15 protein-coding genes are annotated in these 19,935 nt (G+C 71.5%); 2 read left to right on the top strand and 13 right to left on the bottom strand.

Going from position 1 to position 19,935, the window contains the following annotated elements:
• Positions 1–22 precede the first annotated feature (22 nt).
• From OHS58_RS00330 to OHS58_RS00280, 11 genes are all read right to left on the bottom strand, one after another.
• The gene (locus tag OHS58_RS00330; RefSeq protein WP_247055503.1) at positions 23–592 is read right to left on the bottom strand and encodes a flavin reductase family protein; all 570 of its coding nucleotides are present in this window, start codon (positions 590–592) and stop codon (positions 23–25) included.
• A complete protein-coding gene (locus tag OHS58_RS00325) occupies positions 593–1,045 on the bottom strand; it encodes an acyl-CoA thioesterase (protein ID WP_247055506.1) in 453 nt (150 codons plus the stop codon).
• Positions 1,042–6,867, bottom strand: a complete 5,826-nt coding sequence (locus tag OHS58_RS00320; protein WP_326943467.1) for a type I polyketide synthase — start codon at positions 6,865–6,867, stop codon at positions 1,042–1,044. Before OHS58_RS00320 ends, OHS58_RS00325 begins: the two co-directional genes overlap by 4 nt.
• Positions 6,868–7,020: 153 nt before the next feature.
• Positions 7,021–7,815, bottom strand: coding sequence for a TIGR03084 family metal-binding protein (locus OHS58_RS00315; protein WP_326943468.1), 795 nt, complete (start codon positions 7,813–7,815; stop codon positions 7,021–7,023).
• A 25-nt stretch (positions 7,816–7,840) separates the two neighbouring features.
• The gene (locus tag OHS58_RS00310; RefSeq protein WP_326959214.1) at positions 7,841–9,493 is read right to left on the bottom strand and encodes a GMC family oxidoreductase; all 1,653 of its coding nucleotides are present in this window, start codon (positions 9,491–9,493) and stop codon (positions 7,841–7,843) included.
• Positions 9,490–10,047 (bottom strand): DUF5987 family protein, encoded by a 558-nt coding sequence (locus tag OHS58_RS00305; protein WP_247055514.1) that lies wholly within the window; start codon positions 10,045–10,047, stop codon positions 9,490–9,492. Before OHS58_RS00305 ends, OHS58_RS00310 begins: the two co-directional genes overlap by 4 nt.
• A 53-nt stretch (positions 10,048–10,100) precedes the next feature.
• Positions 10,101–11,099 (bottom strand): enediyne biosynthesis protein, encoded by a 999-nt coding sequence (locus OHS58_RS00300; RefSeq protein WP_328646768.1) that lies wholly within the window; start codon positions 11,097–11,099, stop codon positions 10,101–10,103.
• Positions 11,100–11,103: 4 nt separating this feature from the next.
• Positions 11,104–13,077 carry a CRTAC1 family protein gene (locus OHS58_RS00295; protein ID WP_326943471.1) on the bottom strand — a complete coding sequence of 658 codons (1,974 nt, stop codon included), beginning with the start codon at positions 13,075–13,077 and terminating at the stop codon, positions 11,104–11,106.
• Positions 13,074–14,084: a DUF1702 family protein gene (locus tag OHS58_RS00290; protein WP_328646767.1), complete on the bottom strand. Its 1,011-nt coding sequence runs from the start codon at positions 14,082–14,084 to the stop codon at positions 13,074–13,076. Before OHS58_RS00290 ends, OHS58_RS00295 begins: the two co-directional genes overlap by 4 nt.
• Positions 14,085–14,167: 83 nt before the next feature.
• Positions 14,168–15,163, bottom strand: coding sequence for a DUF1702 family protein (locus tag OHS58_RS00285; protein WP_326959206.1), 996 nt, complete (start codon positions 15,161–15,163; stop codon positions 14,168–14,170).
• Positions 15,164–15,192: 29 nt separating this feature from the next.
• Positions 15,193–16,020: a helix-turn-helix transcriptional regulator gene (locus OHS58_RS00280; RefSeq protein WP_442788295.1), complete on the bottom strand. Its 828-nt coding sequence runs from the start codon at positions 16,018–16,020 to the stop codon at positions 15,193–15,195.
• Between the two features lie 564 nt (positions 16,021–16,584).
• Here OHS58_RS00280 and OHS58_RS00275 point away from each other — a divergent pair.
• Both OHS58_RS00275 and OHS58_RS00270 read left to right on the top strand, forming a co-directional pair.
• Positions 16,585–17,385, top strand: coding sequence for an AfsR/SARP family transcriptional regulator (locus OHS58_RS00275; protein ID WP_247055522.1), 801 nt, complete (start codon positions 16,585–16,587; stop codon positions 17,383–17,385).
• Between the two features lie 64 nt (positions 17,386–17,449).
• Positions 17,450–18,148, top strand: a complete 699-nt coding sequence (locus tag OHS58_RS00270; RefSeq protein ID WP_326943474.1) for a helix-turn-helix domain-containing protein — start codon at positions 17,450–17,452, stop codon at positions 18,146–18,148.
• Between the two features lie 13 nt (positions 18,149–18,161).
• On the opposite strand, the gene OHS58_RS00265 is transcribed toward OHS58_RS00270, so the two are convergent.
• Together OHS58_RS00265 and OHS58_RS00260 are read right to left on the bottom strand one after the other, a co-directional pair.
• The gene (locus tag OHS58_RS00265; RefSeq protein ID WP_328646766.1) at positions 18,162–19,400 is read right to left on the bottom strand and encodes an RNA polymerase sigma factor; all 1,239 of its coding nucleotides are present in this window, start codon (positions 19,398–19,400) and stop codon (positions 18,162–18,164) included.
• On the bottom strand, positions 19,397–19,780 hold the full coding sequence (locus OHS58_RS00260) for a YciI family protein (RefSeq protein ID WP_328646765.1): 384 nt from the start codon (positions 19,778–19,780) through the stop codon (positions 19,397–19,399). Before OHS58_RS00260 ends, OHS58_RS00265 begins: the two co-directional genes overlap by 4 nt.
• Between the last annotated feature and the right edge of the window lie 155 nt (positions 19,781–19,935).

Here is a 19,935-nt window from a genome sequence, read left to right as displayed (position 1 = left end):
AGTGCTCGGGGCCGGCGTCGGTTCACGCGACCCGGCCGTCCACGTCGTGGTAGCCGCCGCTGTAGAAGATGAGGGCGTCCTCGCCGGCCCCCCGGCCGGTGGCGACCACCCGGCCGAGGAAGACCGAATGGTCACCGCCCTCGATGACCTGCGCCAGCTCGCACTCCAGCCAGGCCAGGGCGCCCGTGAACAGCGGTGCCCCGGTCTTGCCGCCCGGCGTCCAGCTGACCGCGTCGAACTGGGCCAGCCCGTCGGGCCGCTTCCAGTCGGCGAAGTACTTCGACACGGCCTGCTGGTCCGAGGCCAGGATGTTCACCGCGAACGAGCCCGCGGCGACGATCGAGCTGTGCATGCGGGCCGCCTTGGCGACGCAGCACAGCACGAGCGGCGGATCCAGCGACACCGACGAGAAAGCGTTCGCGGTCATCCCGTGCGGGTCCGCGCCGCCGGCCGTGAGCACCGTGACGCCCGTCGCGAACTGCGCCATCACCTGGCGCAGTGCCGGTTGCGGGCTGAGCCCGCGGCGCGCCGCCGACGTCGGCACCCGCTGCAGCGGTGTCCGCTCGGCGGGGCCTGCTCCTGGGTGGCCCATTTAGACTCCCTTGCCGTTGCGCGCCGTAGCCGTCGTGTAGGGCGCCAACGCCTCCAGCAGCGCCTCGGGCACCCGGACCGGCACGGTCGCCGAGTTCGGTCCCCGCATGCAGGCGATCCGCTGACGTCCGCGCGCCACCAACCGCTCGCCGTCCGGGTGCAGGTGGACGTAGTCGAAGGTGAACTGCAGCTGCGTCTGGGTCAGCTCCTCGAGGCGCATCCGGATGGACAGCTCGTCGAAGCCGGTGATCTCCGCGAAGAACTCGCACTCCACCTTGAGGGTGTAGAGCTTCAGGTCGCCGCGGATGTCCGCCAGTACCGCCGGAGCCCGCTCGACGAGGAACATCTCGCGGCACCGGCCCTGCCACCGGACGTAGTTGACGTAGTAGACGTTGCCCACCATGTTGGTCTCTTCGAAGCCGACCGTGTGGCGGAGCTCGTAGTAGCCGGTCATTCTCGGTTCCCCTCTGCGTGGAGGACGGCGAAGACCACGGGGGCCGGCCGGTCGTCGACCGTGGTCGACCAGGTCGCGATCAGGGCGTCGCCGCAGGCGAGCAGCGCCCACCCGTCGGCCTCGACCCGGCGGACCGTGAGGGCCTGGGTCATCCCGCCGGTCTTGCGCACGCACTCCAGCGCGCTCCAGACCCGGGTGTTGGCCACCGCGACCGGTTCGCCGGTGTCCGCGGCCAGCAGCCGGCCGACGGCGACGAGCTCTTCGCCCAGCAGTCCGGTCCAGTCCTCGTCGGTCCGCTCGATCGCACTCTCGATGTCACACGTGAGCTGCCCGGAGCCGGTGACCGCCAGCGTCAGCTGCGCGGTGTGCGACGCGGTCACCTCGGCCCCGTCGATCTCCGGCTTGCCGTCGGGTCGGTAGCGCACCTCGACCGGCCGGTCGAGGCTGCGGCTCGCCGCCAGCGCCGTCTGGACGCGCCGCTCCGCGATGCCTTCGCACACGCGGTCCGCCGGGTCCGGCTCCAGCACCACCGATCGCCGGCCGCCGAGCAGCCGCTCGCACGCACGCTCGAGGTAGGCCCCGAGCATCGACGGCACCCACGGCCCCGCCCCGTCGCGCTTGCGCACCGCCCGGAGCATCAGCCCTTCCCAGCGTTCGACGAGCGTGCCGTCCGGGTTGCGGACGTCCAGGTCGTAGACGTAGCTGTCGCCGTCCTGGGACCGTTCGCGCGCGTCGAGCAGGACGTACTCGTCGTGCTGCTCGCCCGGTGCGGCCAGGTAGAGCTTCTCGATGCTCTGCGGCAGCAGCGTCGCGTCCGGGATGCAGCACTGGATCGCGTGCATCATCGCGTCCCGGGTGCCCGGGTCGGCCAGCAGCTTGTCCTGCGGCAGGAACGGCGCGAACCACGCCACGTTCGCCGACGTCGAGATCTCGGCGACCGCGTGCCGCGCGCTGGCCCGCCGGTACCCGAGCACGCGCTGGAAGCGCTTGCCCTGGAACAGGACCGAGCCGTACAGCTCGCGGATCGGGTCGACCGGGACCGACGGCAGCGCGACGTCCCGCAGGGTGGTCTCGCCGAGCGACTCCGGCCGGGCGAAGTTGAGCCGGGCCCGGAAGTGATCGGCGCTGAAGCCCGTCTCGTCGCTGCGGATCACGACGTCCACGGTGTCGGCGTCCCGGGCGAGCGCGGCCAGCCGGATGGTGGTCGACTTGCCCGGCGAGACGATGATCGGGCGCAGGAACTCGACGCCCTCCAGCACCGGGGTGCCGCCGCGACCGACGGTGGCCGACGCGACCTGGGTCATCGCCTCCATGCCGAGCACGGCCGGGAAGAGCAGCTGACCGTCGAGCAGGTGGTCGGTCAGGTACGGGTCGCTGCCCGCGGACAGCTCGGCCTCGGTGATCAGCTCGACCCCGGGGTAGTGCACGACCGTCCGGTCGATGAACCGGGTCAGCGGCAGCTCGCGCCGCTGGATCGGCAGGGTCGGCAGCCCGTTCATGCGGCCGCAGATGACGAGCACCGGCGGCGTGGCCGGGTCCGAAAGCAGCTGGCGCAGGATGGTGATGCCCTCGTCGAGCGGGATCGGCGTGATGCCGTCGCGCATCAGGGCGCTGACCACGCCGAGCTTCTCGCCCATGCCGGTGCCGGACCAGACCGACCACTCCAGCGCGATCGCCCGCGCCCGGGGGTGTTCCCGGCCGAAGCGCAGGGTCGCCTCGGTCATCCAGTCGTTGGCCGTGGAGTAGTGCGCCTCACCGCGGAGGCCGGCGCGGCCGATGATGCTGCCGAAGGTCACCAGCAGCTTGATGCGGTCCTGGTCGACCGCGTCGAGCACGGCGTTGAGACCGTCGATCTTCGGCGCGATGGTCTTGCGGAAGGCGTCCTCGGTCAGGCTGAACAACGCGGCCGGCTCGTTGCGGCCCGCGCCGTGCATGACCGCGGTGACCGGGCCCAGCTCGGCCTCCACGCGGGCCACGACGCCGGCGATCTGCGCGGCGTCGGTGACGTCGGCCCGCTCGTAGACGTAGCGGATGCCCGCCGCCTCCATGCGGTCGAGGTTCTCCAGCAGCTCGGGGTCCGTTTCCGGGTCACTGCGCCCGAGGAGCGCGAGCTTCGCGCCGGAGTCCTTCGCCAGTGCCAGCGCGCTCTCCGCCGTGATGCCCTTGCCGCCGCCGGTGACCAACATGACGTCGGTGCTGTCGAGGGTCTCCGGGATGGGACCGGAGGCCGCCGCCGGCAAGCCGACCAGCCGCGGGACCGTGCGGCCGCCGTCGGAGCCGTAGCGGGCTTCGACGAAGTCCGTCGTCGCCGCCACTTCGGCGACCACCGTCGTCACCGCGCGGTCGATCGCCGCCGGCTCCGCCGGGGTCGGGTCGGCCAGGTCGACGATCGTGGTCTTCGCCGAGGGGTCCTCAAGCCGCAGCGTCTTCGCCAGGCCGGAGGCGCCGTAGCCGTGGTGCACCACGACGAACCGCGTGCCGTTGGGCGCGGCCATCAGGGCCCGGCCGGCTTCGAGGAACAGCCCGACGTGCCCGGCGTCGCAGTCGGTGGGCAGGCAGAGCAGCACGCCCTCACCCGCACCGCTGCGGGCGAGCGCCGTCCGCAGCGGCTCGGCGAGCGGGTTGCCCGGGGTGGCGAAGACCTGCCACTGCGCGGACACCGTGCCCGAGGGCAGGTCCGCGGCCGGGAGGGCCGCGGGCAGGTACTCGACCGCGAACGGCCGGACCCACGGCCCGATGCCCGGTGCTTCGCCCTTGCCCGCCGCGTCCGCCGGCTTCGCCGTCTGCGCCAGCTCGTCGATCATCTCGGCGAGATCGCCGAGACAGACGGTGGCGAAGTTCGGCATGCCCTCGAGCGCGGGCCGGCCGAGGGCCCGGGTGACGTCGTTGACCAGCTGTCCCACGGTGATCGACGAAAGGTGCAGGTCGTCGAGCGGGTGGGTGTCGGCCGTGACCGTCTCCAGCGGCAGCTCGACGCGCTCGGCGGCGAGCCTGCGCAGCAGGTCGAGCGTGGTGCTCTCGGTGTCGGCGGCTTCCGCCTCGGCGGGCCGGGCACCGGCGGCAGCCTGCTCCGCGGCGAGCTCGGCGTCGATCGCCGGAGCCGCCTCGCAGGGGCTGGCCAGGAACCGGTAGACCCCGTCGGCGGGCAGTTCCCGGACCACGCGGCCGGCGAACAGCCGCTCCGGGGTGACCGGGGCGCCCAGCGCGAACGCCGCGCCCAGCACCCGCAGGACGGCGCCGAGAGAGGTGCTGTCGGTGTCGAACGCCAGTACCGGCGTCCGCGGTGCGATGTCCTCGAAGAGCCCGGTGAGCACCCGGCCGGGACCGACCTCGATCACCAGGTCGCTGCGTTCGGCGACCTTCGCGGCGGCCTCCCGGAACCGGACCGGCTGCACGATCTGCTCGCACAGCAGCTCCGGCAGGTTCTCGGCGGCGTGCAGGACGTCGCCGGTCACCGTGGAGATCACCGGCCGCTGGAGCCGCTCGAAGCTGAACTCGCCGAGCCGCTCGATCATCGCGGTGGCGGCGGGTTCGACGGCCGGGGAGTGGAACGCGTGCGACACCTTGATCCGGGTCGCGCCGACGCCCTGGGCCTTGGCCAGTGCGACCACCCGGTCGACGGCCGCGATCGGTCCCGAGATCACCGTCTGCTGCGGCGCGTTGTAGCCCGCGATGACGACGTCGGTGCCGAGCCCGAGCTCCTCGGTCCGGGACGGCGACGCCGCGATACCGGCCATCGCCCCCGTGCCGGGGCCGACCTCGGTCGCCATCACCCGGCCGCGGATCCTGGCCAGCTCGGCCACCTCGCGCTCGCCGACCGCGCCGGCCCAGTGCAGGGCGGTCAGTTCGCCGAGGCTGTGCCCGGTCGCGGAGCTCGCTTCGACGCCGAAGGCGCGAAGCACCCGCAGCCCGGCGAGGGAGCCGGTGACGATCCGCGGCTGGGCCACCTCGGTGGAGGCCTGGTCGCCGTCGGTCGGCAACGCGGCCGCGTCGTAGAGCTCGCGGGCGACGTCGAACCGGCGGCGGACCGCGCTGTCCCCGCCGCGGCCGGAACCCTGGCCGGGGAAGAGGAACCCGATCCGCGGCGCGGTGGGCCGCGAGCTCGCGAAGATGCCGTCGGTGCTCTCGAACACCGAGTCGCCCTCTTCGAGCAGTTCGAGCAGCCGGGTGAGCTTTCGCTCGGCCTGCTCGGGGTTCGCGGCGACGACCGCGGCCCGGACCGGCTTGCCCGACAGCTCGGCGGCGAGGCTGCCGGCGAGGTCGGTCAGCTCGGCGAACGACAGCTTCGGCACCGATTCGAGGAGCGCCGCGAGGCGTCCGCGCAGGGTGGCGACGTCGTCGGCGTCGAGCAGCAGCAGCTCGGCGTCCTGCCGGCCAGCGACCAGGGCGCGGGAGCGCTCGTCGAGCTCGTCGCGGCGGGGAGCGTGCGGCCCCTCGGCCACGGTGACGTGCGAGTTGATCCCGCCGAAGCCCATCGCGGACACGCCGGCGCGCACCGGGTGCTCCGCGGGCCACAGCTCGGCCTCGCTCGGCACGTACATCCGGGCCGCGTCGCCGGTCAGCGACTCGTGCGGGTCGAAGTGCCCGGTGCCGGGCGGGATGACCTGGTGGTAGACGGCCAGGGTGGCCTTGATCAGCCCGGCCACACCGGCCGCGGCCTTGGTGTGCCCGATGTTGCCCTTGATCGTGGACAGCGCCGCCGGCTTGGCCAGCGGGTCGGCGTCCCGGCGGGCGGTCGACAACGCCTCGATCTCGGTGGCGTCGCCGAGCGCGGTGCCGGTGCCGTGGCCTTCGAAGTAGGACACGGTCTCGACGCCGTAGCCGGCGCGGGTGTACGCGCGCTTCAGCGCCAGCCGGTGCCCGGCGGCCTCGGGCCGCGTGATGCCGCCCTTGCCGTCGGAGGACACGCCCCACCCGGTGACCGAGGCGTAGATCCGCTTGCCCTGCTCGATCGCGTCGCTTTCACGCATCAGCACGAGCATGCCCGAGCCCTCGCCGGGCCAGAAGCCGTTGGAGTCGGCGTCGTAGACCTTCATGTCGCGCTTGGCCAGCGCGCCGGTCTTCGCGAACCCGATCACCTCGAACGGGTCGATGGACAGGTCGACACCGCCGGCGACGGCGACGTCCAGGTCGCCCTGCGTCAGGGCGTTGGCCGCGCTCACCACCGAAAGCAGCGACGAGGAACAGGCGCCGTCGACGGTGTACCCGCCGCCGCCGAAGTCGAAGTGGTTGCAGACCCGCCCGGCGATGGTGTTCGCCAGGCCGCCGGCCAGGGTGTCCTCGTTGATCTCCGGGAACGGCGCCTTGTACTGGATTTCCAGCTCGCGCAGGAAGTCGCCGGTCTCGTCGTCGCCCCAGCCGCGCCCGGCCAGCGCCGCGGCGACGGTGCGCCGGACGTAGGGCCAGCGCAAGCGCATCACGTTGGCGCGGGAGAACTCACCCGTGAGGCTGTTGCCGATGACCACGCCGGTGGCGGGCTTCGACGTGCCTTCGCCTTCGGGGAACCCGGCGTCGGCCAGCGCTTGCGCGGCGACGTCGAGGGCGAGCCAGTGGGTCGTGTCGGTGGCCCGGAACGTGCTCCCGGCGACCTTGTGGGCGACCCGGTCGAACTCGTAGTCCCGCAGCACCGCGGCCTTCTGTGCGTAAAACCGGTCCGGTGCCTTGGGGTCTGGCGAATAGTAGTCTGCCCGATTCATCCGTTCGTCGGGCAGCCTGCGGAACGCCCGGCGACCGGCCAGTACGTTCTCCCAGAGCTCCTCCGGTGAACCCGCGTCCGGGTACCGGAGACCGATACCCACGATCGAAATCCGCTCACCGCTCATGCCACCGCACTCCCACTGGCTACTCGTGCCCCGATTACCGGCCCCGGTTCAGCATGACCCGGTGTTCCGGTCGTGTCTTCTTTCTGCATGCCCGCGGTCACCGGGACAGCACCCGGCGACACGCATCCTCGAATTCGCCTGATCCGGTACCGCTCAGCGGCCGAACTGGCCTGGCGTCCGGCCTTCGCCGGCCGGCCCGCGGTACGCCTGCGCGATGTCGAGCCAGCCGTCGGCCAGCGCTCCCTCGGCGCGCACGTCGAGGTCGTCGCGGTGCCGCCGGCGGGTGACCAGCAGGCAGAAGTCCTCGGCCGAGCCGGTGATCCGCTCCGGCGAGTCCGCCGGCCCGAACGTCCACAGCGCGCCCGAGGGCCCGGTGATCTCGAACCGGAACTCGGTCTCCGGCGGTGTCAGGTTCCGGGCCTGGTAACCGAAGTCCCAGACGCGGACGGCGAACCCGACCAGGTGCCGCAGCCGGTCGGTGCGCACCGGCGTCACGCCGAGCGCGTCGGCGATGTCCTGCCCGTGCCCGAACAGCTCCATCATCCCGGCGCACGCGAGGACGTACGGCGGCAGCGGGTTCACCAGCCACGGCACGAGCTGGTCGCCCGGCACCGCGGCGAGCGCCTTGATCGCGGTGTCCCGCTCGCCGCGCCACTTGGCCAGCAGCACTTCGCCCGGGTCGGTTTCGAACTCCTTCAGCGCGGCCTCGACCGCCGCGTCGAGGCCGCCGGTGAGCGACTTCGTCATCGCGACGAACGCTTCCGGCTGCGCCGAGGCGAAGCCGGCGATGCGCAGGATGAAGGTGAGGTGGGCGATCTGCTCCCGGACCCGCCAGCCTGGCGCGGGCGACGGAGTCTCCCACCCGGACTCGGTGAGGCCGGCCACGAGCGCGTCGACCTCGGCGGCCTCGGCGGTCAGGTCGGCGAGCACAGCCGTCGTGTCAGTCACGTTGTTCCGTCCTCTCGTTCGGGGTTCAGCTGCCGGCCACGAGGTCCAGTTTGGACACCGCGCGCCGGCCGGTGATGGAGCCGTCGGGAGCGGGCGCGCCGTACTTGACGTCGACACCGCGCTCGTTCAGGGCGCGGACGATGCCGGGCACGGACCGCTCGGCGAGCGCGGCGATCGTCATGGCGGGGTTCACCGTCAGCGCGCCGGGAACCGAAGCGCTGTCGGTGACGAAGATGCCCGCGTGATCGCGCAGCTCGTGGTTCGGGTGCAGCGCGGACGTCGCCGCGTCGTCACCGATGCGGCACGACGACAGCGGGTGCACGGTGTAGGCGCCCACGACGTCGTTGGTCCACGGTGCGACCTTCGCCAGGCCGTCCTTCTCGATGATGGCCTTGCAGTCGGCGTCGGCCAGGGCCCAGCCGCGCAGGGTGTTCGGCGTCGGGTCGTAGCGCAACGGCCCGCGGCCGAGCATCTGCTGCGAGATCCGGTACGCGTTCCCGGTCGGCGGCGGGGTGCCGAAGACGCCTTCGTTGTCGTCCTCGGTCATCAGGAAGATGGTCAGCCAGCTCGACCACTGCTTGAGGATTTCCTTCTTCTCCGCGCCGAACCAGCGCGGCTCCTCGCCGCCGGGCGCCTGCGCGAGGATCGTGCCGAGCCCGGGCGGGAAGTACAGCTGCTCCAGCGAGTACCGCTCGTACTCGGGCAGCGAGCCGTCGAGCTTGTCCCAGTTCGCCACGGTCGGGCCCTTGCCGATGTGGTTCGCGGCGTAGGCGGCACCGTCCTCACGGGACAGTCCGAGCACCTCGCGCACGCGGTCCTCGTTGATGATGGCCGTGTTGAGCCGTTCCCCGTTGCCGGAGAAGTACCGGCCGACCCCGTGCGGCATCCGGCCGAGCGAGGCCTCGGACCGCTGCAGGATCACCGGCGTCGCCCCGGCGCCGGCCGCGATGATGACGACCTTCGCCTCGATCACGCCGGATCCGTTGTGGATGCGGTAGTCCTCTTCGTCGATCAGGTCGTAGTGGACGCGGTAGCCGCCGTCCTCGGTCCGCTCCAGCCGTTCCACCTCGTGCAGCGGCCGGATCTGCGCGCCGTGCGCCAGCGCGGCGGGCAGGTAGTTCGTCAGCATCGAGCGCTTCGCGTCGAACCGGCAGCCCGCCATCTGGAAGTTGCAGTTGGTGCAGCGGGCGTTGTCCACCGCCACCGGGGCCGGGTTCGCCGTGCGGCCCGAGTGGTTGCAGGCCGCGGCCCACAGCCCGCCCGCGTAGCTGACGTCGTTCCAGTCCTGGCGCGACACCGGGATCGACTCGTCGACCCGGTCGTACCACGGCTCGAGCGAGTCGCGGCTGATCTCCGCCGGCCACATGCGGCGGCCGATGCTGCCCTGGCGGTCGAAGACGAACTTCGGCGCCCGCGGCATCGCGGCGAAGTACACCACGCTGCCGCCGCCGACGCAGTTGCCGCCGAGCACGCTCATCCCGTCGCCGGCGACGAAGTCGAACACCCGGGTGTAGCTCGAGCCGAGCATGTAGTCGTGCTCGAAGTCGTCCGCGGCCAGCCACGGCCCGCGCTCGAGCACCACGACCTTGGCTCCGCCCGCGGCGAGGTGGTAGGCCGGGATCGACCCCCCGAAGCCGCTGCCGACGATGACGACGTCGGTCTTCTCGATCGCGCTCATGCGGGACTCCCCGAAGGTGTGGTGTCGGGATGCGGCTCGGCCAGCTTGCGGCCGTAGGAGAACTTCGGGAACCGCCACAGGCCGTCGGCGTCCGGCAGCCGGTAGCCCAGCGCGAGCAGGCCGGGGTGCCCGGCCGCCAGCGCTTCGGCGGTGTGCCGGTGCGGGGCGGTGTCGTAGGCCATGTTGCAGAACAGGGCCAGGCTGACCCAGCCCTCCTTCTCCGGGTGACCCGGCTTCGTCAGCCGGGTCACCAGGGCGCGCCGGTGCTCGTACGGCAGCGCGACGAACGGCGGCAGGTCGGAGTCGAGCTCCAGCTCGACCTCACCCGCGTAGGTCTTCGCGTGGTCGTTGAGCGACTGCGCGAGGTACGGCAGGCCGGCGGTGATGCCGGTGGCGTCGTAGTTCAGCAGCTCCAGCGCGCCCGCCTCGACCGCGCCGGCCCCCGGGGAAACCCCGGCCACCGCGTGGTCGTCCGGGGAGCGTTTCTCCCCCGGCACGATCGTGTCGGCGTACGCCTCCAGGGTCAGCACCTGGACTTCTTCTTCGCTGGCCACCGGCCTGCCTCCTCACTGTCCGAAGCGGAGTGTTGCGTTCCGCGTTTCCGGGATCACGCCGCGAGCGGCTTCTCGTCACCGGCCGGGACGGGCGGTGCCGCGGTGAGCTTCGCCTTCTGCGCGGCCTGCTCGGCCTCGAACTTGATCCGCGACTTGTTCGAGAAGTGCAGGCCCCACAGGAAGAGCCCGCGGATCAGGCACACCGACGCGGTGGCGAAGAACAACCCGTAGGCGATGTGCGCGGCGGTGAAGAAGCCGTACATCATCGCGACACCGGCACCGAAGGCGACCTGCGGAATCGGCTTCGACGGCGTCGTGCCCGGGTCGGTCACCATGTAGTTCGTGTAGAGCACGAACGCGATCCCGGTGCCCATCGCCAGCGCACCCGGGATGGCCGTGCCGAAGAGCACCCCGCGCAGGACGGCCTGGATGACGAAGAACGACAGCCAGCCCCCGATCAGCCACATCCGGCCGGTCAGCAGCGAGTTGAGCACCGTGCCCGAGATCAGGATGACGGCCACGATCAGCCAGCCGATCCAGGTGTCGACCTTCTCCGAGAAGTGGTACGGCGGCGTCATGTTGACCCACGGGAACACCAGCAGCATCACGGTGATGCCGAAGTTCGACGGGTTCATGTAGTGCCGCATCCGGCCGAACACCGGCGCCTGCAGCACCCACTTGGTGCCGACCGCGACGATGACACCGAAGATCATCGCCCAGATGTGGTCGTTGACGTAGGTCAGCATGTTCAGGGCCAGCGCGGTGATGTGCGCCGGGAACAGGAACTCCACCAGGCCCTTGAACCCGCCGCCGCGGTAGCGGACGGGCCGGTTCGTCACGCGGGCGTTGATGGTCTCCAGCACGATTTCCGTGGTGTAGGAGACCGCCAGGGCGACGAACGGGAAGATCCACGGCTGCTCGAACCCGAGCACGGTGTAACCGAGGATGTTGAAGATCGTGATCGAGATGGCGAAGCGGCGCAGGGCCGTGATGACCTTGTTGGTCCGCTTCGGCGGTGCAGTGTCCACTTTGGTCGTTATGGGCGTCACCATGACGTCACTTCTCTTCCTTCGCCTGGGTGCCGAGCTGGAACGAGTGGGAGCCCGGTGCGAGCTTCAGGTCCTGCGTGTGCGGCTTCCCGGTGCGGTCCCGCCAGAGCAGGTGCACCGCGAGCGGACCGGTGACGTCCGCACCCAGCCCGATCTGGACGTCGAAGCTGCGGCGGCCGGAGTGCCCGCTGCTGCCGTCGACGCGGCCCACGTACTTCTTGCCGTCCGCCGTGGTCACGGTGGCCTCGGCGCCGATCGCCGGCGAACCGGCCGACGGCAGGGGCCCCGGCGCCACGGGGGCATCGGTGGTCAGCTTCAGCTGCAGGAACTTGCCGGTCTTCGGGCTGTCGTTGTGGTAGTAGATCGGCTGCTCCCACTGCCGTGCGACGGCGAAGTCGGGCAGTCCGTCGCCGTCCGCGTCGCCGACGCCGATGCCGCGGGTGGGCACCGGGACGGCCAGGCCCAGCTTCGGCGCGAGGTCGACGTAGGTGCCGTCCGTGCGCTTCACGAAGAAGTGCAGCGTCTGGTCGCCGGCGAGGTCGTCACCGGGACGGGCGTTCGGCCACCAGAACGGGTTCGACGTCATGCCGTCGTTGGCCACGGCCAGCTCCTGCAGCTGCGGCCAGCGGTTGACCTGCCCCTTGATGAAGCCGGTGGCCTGCGCGATCTGGACGTCACCGCTGTTGTTGAAGTCCTCGATCTTCGGGTCCCAGCCCCAGCCGGACCACGCCGTGCGCGTCTCGCCGCTCTCGTCGTGGAACGGTGCCACGCCCTTCTGCAGCTGACCGCGCAGGTCCGTGAGGTCCTTGGCGGTGTTCACGAACTGGTAGTTCGACTCTTCGACGCCCCACGAGGTCGTGATGTTGCTGACGAAGATGTCGTACAGCCCGTCGTGGTTGAAGTCGCCGAAGTCGACGCCCATGCCCTTGAACGAGTCGTTCCCGAGCACCTTCGACTTCGGGTCGGCGATCCCGCGGACCCCGGTGACCTCGCCGAACTCGATGGCGCCCGGCTTGGACTTGTTGTAGAGCAGGTGGTCGTGCCCGAAGTCGTTGGCGATGTAGAGCTCCGGCAGGCCGTCGGCGTCGATGTCGGTGGCGCTGGCGCCCAGCGACCAGCCGGTGCGGGCGTTGGCCGGGATGCTCGTCGACGCGTCCACGAAGGACACCGACGGGTTCGTCCCCGCGGTGGCTCCGGTCCAGCGGTAGATGAACTTGCCGCCGCCGTTGGTCGCGTGCGACATCGACTGGTTCATCGTGATGCCGCCGTCGGCGTTCGGGTCCAGGACCTTGCTGTCCGGGAAGTAGTTGCCGATGAAGACGTCCACGTGGCCGTCGCCGTCGAAGTCGCCGATGGTGGCCGCGTTGGTGTTCCACAGCGGGCCGTTGTACTTGCCGTCGGCGCCGCGCAGGTTGCCCGGCACGAGCTCGGTCGGCTGGAACGCCGCGGGAGCCAGCTTGGTGGCGCCGGCCTTCTGCAGGAACACGACCGGCGTGCGCCCCCAGTAGTAGACCATGACGTCCATCCGGCCGTCTTCGTTGAAGTCGCCGGGGACGCAGCCCATCGGGGCCATGTAGTCCCACGTCGGCAGCGGCGCCGGGTCGAGCGCGAACGGCGCGTAGCGCTCCTGGCCCTGGCCCGGCACCGGCGTGACGACGACCTGGTCGCTGCGCGGGTCGACCAGGCAGATGTCGTTGGCCAGGCCGTCACCGTCGAGGTCGTTCATCGCGATGCCGGCGCCGGTCGAGGACATCCAGGCCGAGATGGCCTCGTACTGCTTGTTCAGCGTCCGGACGTTCTGCGACTTCGCCGCGGCGGGCAGCGCGATCGTCATCGGTGTGAAGTGGAAGTTGGCTGCCAGCTGGTCCTGCTCGGCGGCCGAGACGGTCGGCAGGCGCGCGACGAAGAACATCGTCAGCACCAGCGCGATCGCCACGATGCCCGCCAGCTGCCGGCGCAGCCAGCGCGAGGTCGCGGTCATTTGTTCACTCCTCCGTGAGTCAGCACTTCATCGGCGATCCGCTGCCGCCAGGTCTCGAACGCCGGGAGCTCGCCGTCGACGACAGTCGCCGGCCACACCTCCCGGGTGATCGCCGCGGCGCGCTCGGCGGGCAGGCCGCAGATCGCCCGGGTGGCGACCTCGGTCTCCGGGAGCAGCAGGCCCGCGGTCACCCGCGCGTCGGCCGCGAACGCACTCCCCTGGGCGAGCTGCCCGCGGTGCTTGCCCGCGCGGCGGGCCAGCTCGGTCAGCTCGTCGTCCTTGACGCCGCAGGCGTAGGTCGAGGCGAGGCCGACCCCGGCGTAGAGGTCACCGTGGCGAGCCGGGTCGAACCCGGCGATGGTCTTCGTCACCAGGTCGACGTCCGTGCCGCAGATGAACCACAGCGCCCGGCCGATGCCCTGGTCGATGGCCCGCAGCGCGTAACCGCTGTATTCCTTGGCCGGCCAGGGAAAGCCCGGCTCCTGGTACTGCTGCCGGACGTACTTCTCGGTCTTGAAGTACGCCTGGTGGAAGCCGTAGCCGTCGAGCACCAGCCACCGCAGCAGCGGGTCGAACCGGTCGGCCTTCGGCCAGGCGAAGCGCGGCAGCCGCGCCATCGCCCAGCCGGCGCCCACCAGGATGATGTAGTGCTGCCGCGCTCCGCCCGGACCGGCGATGAAGTCGTCGACGTGCCGCCGGCCGCCGAAAGGCAGCCCGTCGAGCATCGCGTAGCCCATTCCCGCGCCCTCGTAGGCGAATCCGCGGAACTGCACCGGAATGCGTTCCAGCCATTCCTCGCACTGCGCGGGGTTGCGGGACTCGACGGCGTGCGCGTAGCCGAGCAGGAATTTCTTCCCCACCGTTTCCAGCAGTTCCTGAGCCTGCGGGCTCTTCTTGTGGAAACCACGCTTGTCCAGCGACGTCTCCGAGTCGTCCGGTGTCAGGATCCGGCGCCTCAATGCGCGCCAACCGTCGCCCACCGCATTCCCCTTTCGGGCTACGAACATCTTCCGATACTCGAATCAACTGTCACAGATTCCACTCCGGACGGTCTACTCCACCGTTGCCGCCGGATTGCCGGGGCGCGGATTCAGCTCGCCGCTCGGTGTGCGTGCGGCCGGAATTCCGCCCGGATCGCGGCCCGCCAGAGCTCGTAGCGCGGGAGCGGGCCGCCGTCGTCGCCGACCGCCTCCGTCCGGTCGGAGATGGCCTGCAGCTGCCCGACCGCGAGGTCGGTGAGCACGCCGGCGGCGAGGTGGGTGTGCGCGGGCACGTACCCGGCGTAGGTGCGGGCCTTCACCGCGAACACGACGCCGAGCGCGAGCTGGTCGTAGTGCTCCCCCGCGGCGTGGCGCAGCCGGGCCAGGCCGGACTGGTCACTGCCGCCGGCGAACGTCGAGGCCAGCCCGACCCCGCTCCACAGGTCCGCCCGGCGGGCCTCGGCGAACCGCCCGACCGCTTCGGCCACGGCGTCGGGGTTCCCGCCGTTGATGAACCACAGCGCGCGGCCGACCCCCTGGTCGAACGCCCGGCCGAAGTACTCCGGCCGGCCCGCCCACGGGTAGGGCACCGGGTCCGCCTGCTCGCCCACCCACTTGTCCGTGTCGAAGTAGGCGCGGTCGAAGCCGTAGCCGTCGACGGCGAGCCAGCTCATCACCGGGTGGTAGGCCACCCCGGTCAGCTCGGGCAGGATGTTCTTCCACAGTGGCCGCGGCAGCCGCGCCATCGCGAAGCCGATCCCGATGTAGGTCAGGAAGATGTGCGGGCGCCCCGGCCCTTCCAGCAGCGCGCGGGTGCGGTCGCGGCCGCCGCCCGGCATGGCGTCGAGGATCGTGTAGCCCATCGTCGCGCCTTCGTAGGCGAAGCCGCGCTGTTCGGGCTCGACCAACGCCAGCCGGCGCTCGATCTCCCACAGCGGCGCACCTTCGATGGCCCATTCGAACCCGCACACGACCGCTTGCGGCACCGCCTCCAGCCGGGCCGTCGCGTCGGTGTGGGTGACCGGGAAGCCGCGCTCGGCGAACCCGACCGAAGCCAGTGAAGGAGCCAGGAACCGCTTCCGGAGGACTCCGATTACCGTGGACATGACGTGGTCGTCCTCTTCTCTCCGGCGGATCAGGCGACGGCGCGCAGGTGCGGGTGCTGAGCGGCCCGCATGCGCTGGGTGAACGGCGACTGCTTCGAGGCCAGGGTGATCGCGATCGGCGCGTCGGTCGCGGCCGGCGCGCGCAGGCCCACCCGGCCGGTGGACAGGCCCTCCGCCGTCACGGTCACGGTCGAGTAGCCGATCGAGAACCGCGGCCCGCCCAGACCCGGCTGGTGCTGCGCGACGGCGATCGCCGTCCACCGCCCCGCGGGCACGCCGTGGATGGTCAGCTCGCCCGAGCTCATGCCGGCCGAGCCGCCGAAGGCGACCGGACCGCACTGGGGCACCGGGTCGGCGAAGAGCCCGACGAGGGTGTCCGCGGGGGCGGCGTCGCCCGGCATGTCCAGCCGCATCGACAGCACACCCGTGCCCGACTGCAGCGAAGCACAGCTGCGACCGGCCGCGCGCAGCGTGCGCAGCGGCGGAAGCCGTTGCAGCGTCGGCGAAATCGCCACGAGCAGCTCGGCCACCTGCGGTTCGCGGTACTGCGTCGGGGTCAGCCCGACCGCCCGCGAGAACCGGCTGGTGAACGTGCCGACACTGCTGTAGCCGACACTGCACACGATGTCGGAGACGTTCAGCGACGTCGTCAGCAGCAGCCGCTTCGCCTCGAACAGGCGCACGGCCGTCAGGAACCGGCCCGGCGTCACGCCGGTGGCGTGGGCGAACATCCGGGAGAAGTGGAACCGGCTGACGAACACCTCGGAGGCCAGGTCCCCGAGCGTGATGGGCTCGTAGTAGCGCTCCTGGATCATGGAAATCGCCTGCAGCACCGCGGGCCGGACCGACTTCTCCACGCGCTCGATGGCCGGTGCCCGGGGCTCATCGTCGAATTCGCTCTCGTATCCGACAGCAGCTATAGACCGCAACATCATGCGTCCAACCTCGAATTCCCCTGATGGCAGTTCTCCTGGTGCCCAGGGAAGACGCCGCTGCTTGCAGTTCGATTGACGAGCGGTCGAGGCCTACCAGGCGAAACGCACTCGGCCGGACGGCGTCCGGGCGGCCACGGGGAATCCACATCGACCGGACCGTGTGGAACGCACGGCGCGCGGGTGCGGGACGCCCGCACGCGTGGAGTGGGCGGGCCCGGCGCGCCCGTGCCTGGTCCGTTCCGGCGAACACCCGCGAAAACGGACGACCAGGGTAGGCCGAATGGCGGACCGTGCGAAACGCACACCGCGAACCTGCGTGACGCACGTGAGCACCCGACAAACGCACCTCGACTCTGGTGGGTGCCTCACTGGCCGCCGGTCCGGCTCTCTGTCACATTCAGGGAGAAGCTCGGTGTCGGCCGTCCCGCGACACGAGCGGCACCACTGGGGAGTGCGGGGGCGCACTGAATACGCTGGAGGCCAGTCATGTACTCCGAATCGCCGCCACCGCCGGACGACACCGGGGTGACGTTCACCGTCCTGGGGCCGCTGGAAGTGCTGCGTGGCGGGGTCGACTACGCGCCGACCACGCCCAAGGTGCTGCAGCTGCTCGCCGTGCTCGTGCTGCGCCCGGGCAAGATGGTACACATCGACACGCTCATCCGGGAGCTCTGGTCGGACAACCCGCCGCGGACGGTGCGCACGACGCTGCACACCTACGTCTACCACCTCCGCCGGTGCATCGACCAGAACGGGCTGGCCGCCGACGGCGAGAAGATGCTGGCCACCAAGCAGTCCGGCTACACCTTCTACATCGACCCGACGCGAGTGGACACCCACCGGTTCATCCGGCTGCAGCAGCTCGGCCACGAGCACCAGGACGCCGGGCGCCACGCCGCGGCGGCCGACGCCTACCGGGCGGCGCTCGACCTCTGGTCCGGGCCGCCGCTGGCGAACGTCCACTGTGGACCGGTGTTGTCGGCCTACCGCACGGAACTGCTGGAGCAGCGGCGCAGCGTGCTGCACCTGCGGATCGAAGCGGAGATCATCAGCGGCAAGCACCGCGAGCTGATCGGCGAGCTGCGGTCGCTGGCCACCGGCAGCCCGCTGGACGAAGCACTGCACGGCCAGCTGATGCGCGTGCTCGGCCGCAGCGGCCGCCGGTCCGACGCGATGGCCGTCTACCGCCGGCTGCGGTCGCGACTGGCCGGCGAACTGGGTGTCGAGCCGTGTGACGACCTCCAGGTGCTGCACCGCGAGCTGATCTCCGAAGGGGATCACCGCTGACCCACCGCTTTGCCCGGCTCCGGCCGTTTCCGTCGCACGCCCGAGAACGAAGTGAGGAAGTCCGATGTCTGCTCCGCACACGCGTACCTATGGACAGTTCTGCGGCATCGCCCGCGCACTCGAGCTCGTCGGCGAGCGCTGGTCGCTGCTGATCATCCGTGACCTGGTGCTCGGCGCGAAGCGCTACGACGAGCTGCAGGCCGGTCTGCCGAAGATCCCGCCGTCGATCCTGTCGGCCCGGCTCAACGACCTGGAGGCCGCCGGCGTGCTCCGCCGCCGCGTCCGCGCCGAGCTCGACGCCGGTCTGGTCTACGAGCTGACCCAGTACGGCAGCGAGCTCGACCACATCGTGCTCGACCTCGGGCTCTGGGGCGCCCGCTCGCTGAACGCCCCGAAGGCCGACGAGGTGTTCACCCTGGACGCGGCGATCCTGTCGCTCTACACCACGTTCCGCTCCGACGCCGCGGAGAACGTGCAGATCAACTTCGAGATCCGCTACGACGACCGGATGATCGTGCACGCGCTGGTCGAGAACGGCGCGGTCAAGGTCGGCGAGGGCCGCTTCCCCGGGGCCGAGCTGGTGATCGAGGCGGCGGCCGGCACCGCGCTGCTGGACCTGATGAGCGGCCGGCTGACCGCCGCCGACGCGACCCGCACCGGCAAGCTCGGCATCGAAGGGGCCGTCGCGGACCTCGAGATGTTCGCGCAGCTGTTCCACATCCCCGCGGCACCGGAGCCGGCGACCGGCATCGTCGTCCGCTGACCCGGCGACCGGGTCAGGGCCGGGGTTCCGCCCGGCCGGCCCGGTCCGCACGGGCCCGCAGGTACCGGCGTTCCGGCCCGCTGTCGGTCCGGTCCGCGGCCCGGAGGTAGTGCTCGCGCGCGGCGGCCGGGTCACCGGCGCGTTCAAGCAGGTGGGCCCGCACGGCGTCGGCCCGGGCACCGACGCCGGGCGCGCCGTCGAGCTCGTCGAGCACGGCCAGGCCGGCGTCGGGCCCCAGCACCTGGGCGAGGGCGACCGCGAGGTTCACGGTCACCACCGGGCTCGGCATCAGCTCGCCCAGCACGCCGTAGAGCTCGACGATCTGCGGCCAGTCGGTCTCCTCGGTGCTGGGCGCCTCGTCGTGCAGCGCCGCGATCGCCGCCTGCACCTGGTACGGCCCGACCGGTCCGCGGCCGAGCGCGGACCGGATCAGCCCGGCGCCCTCGGCGATCATCGCCGCGTCCCACCGGCCGCGGTCCTGTTCGGGCAGCGGCACCAGCTCGCCGTCCGGGCCGGTGCGCACCGCCCGCCGCGCGTGGGTCAACAGCATCAGCGCCAGCAGGCCCGTCACCTCGCCCTCGTCCGGGCGTAGGGCGTGCACCGCGCGGGTCAGCCGGATCGCCTCCGTGGTCAGCTCGACGCGCAGCAGGTCCTCCCCCGACGTCGCCGTGTAACCCTCGTTGAAGATCAGGTAGAGCACCTGGAGGACGACGCGCAGCCGCTCCGGGAAGTCGTCCGGCGACGGCGCGCCGAACGTCGAGCCCGCGGCGGCGATGGCCTCCTTCGCGCGGGTGATGCGCCGTGTCATGGTCGCCTCCGGCACCAGGAACGCCTTCGCGATCTGCGCCGTGGTGAGCCCGCCGACCGCCCGCAGCGTGAGCGCGACCTGCGACGGCTGCGACACCGCGGCGTGGCAGCACAGGAACAGCAGGGTCAGCGTGTCGTCGGCGTTCGCGGGCTGCTCCTCGCCGGGCCCGGGTACCGCGGCGACCGGTTCGCGCGCGGCGGCCGACTCCTCACGCCGGCGTCGTGCGCTCTCGCTGCGCCACTGGTCGGTGAGCCGCCGGGACGCGACGGTGACCAGCCAGCCGCGCGGGTTGTCCGGGACGCCTTCACCCGGCCACTGCTCGCTCGCCGCGAGCAGGGCCTCCTGGACGGCGTCCTCGCACGCGTCGAACCGGCCGTACCGGCGCACCAGCGCGCCCAGCACCGAGGGCACCAGCGGGCGCAGGACCTCGGCGACGGCGGTCACGCCATGGGGACTTCGGCTTCGGCGTCGGCGAAGAACACGACCTCGCGCACCTCGACGCCGAGGCCGTCGAAGGCGGTGTCCGGGATCATCGCCGCGAGCTCGACCGCGCGTTCCCTGCTCACGCACTCCACGAGGTAGTACCCGGCGAGGAATTCCTTGGTCTCCAGGAACGGGCCGTCGGTGACCGCGGGCGGGCCCGAGCGCCCGCGCACGACGGTGGTCTCGCCGGCCGGGCCGAGCGCCTGCGTGCTGATCATCTCGCCGGACTCCCGGATCGTGCGGATGAACTCCCCGTGCCCGGTCGTGATCGCCTCCATGTCCCGCTCGGACAGCTTCGCCATCACGTCGGGGTTCAGGTACATCGCCAGCAGGTACTTCACGTCCCGGCTCCCTTCGGCCACCGCGCCTGGTCCGCGGCCCGACCCTAGCCGAGGCGCGCGGTGCCCGTGATGCCACGCCGCAAGCGGGAAGTGGAGTCATCGCGGTCGCGCCTGCCAGCCTGAACCGGGGCAGTCGCGGTTTCCCGGCACCAGGA

It is taken from the genome of Amycolatopsis sp. NBC_00348, assembly GCF_036114655.1.
GTDB lineage: Bacteria > Actinomycetota > Actinomycetes > Mycobacteriales > Pseudonocardiaceae > Amycolatopsis.
The sequence above is the reverse complement of the archived record's forward strand: the minus strand, read 5'-3'. Positions and strand labels throughout refer to the sequence as shown.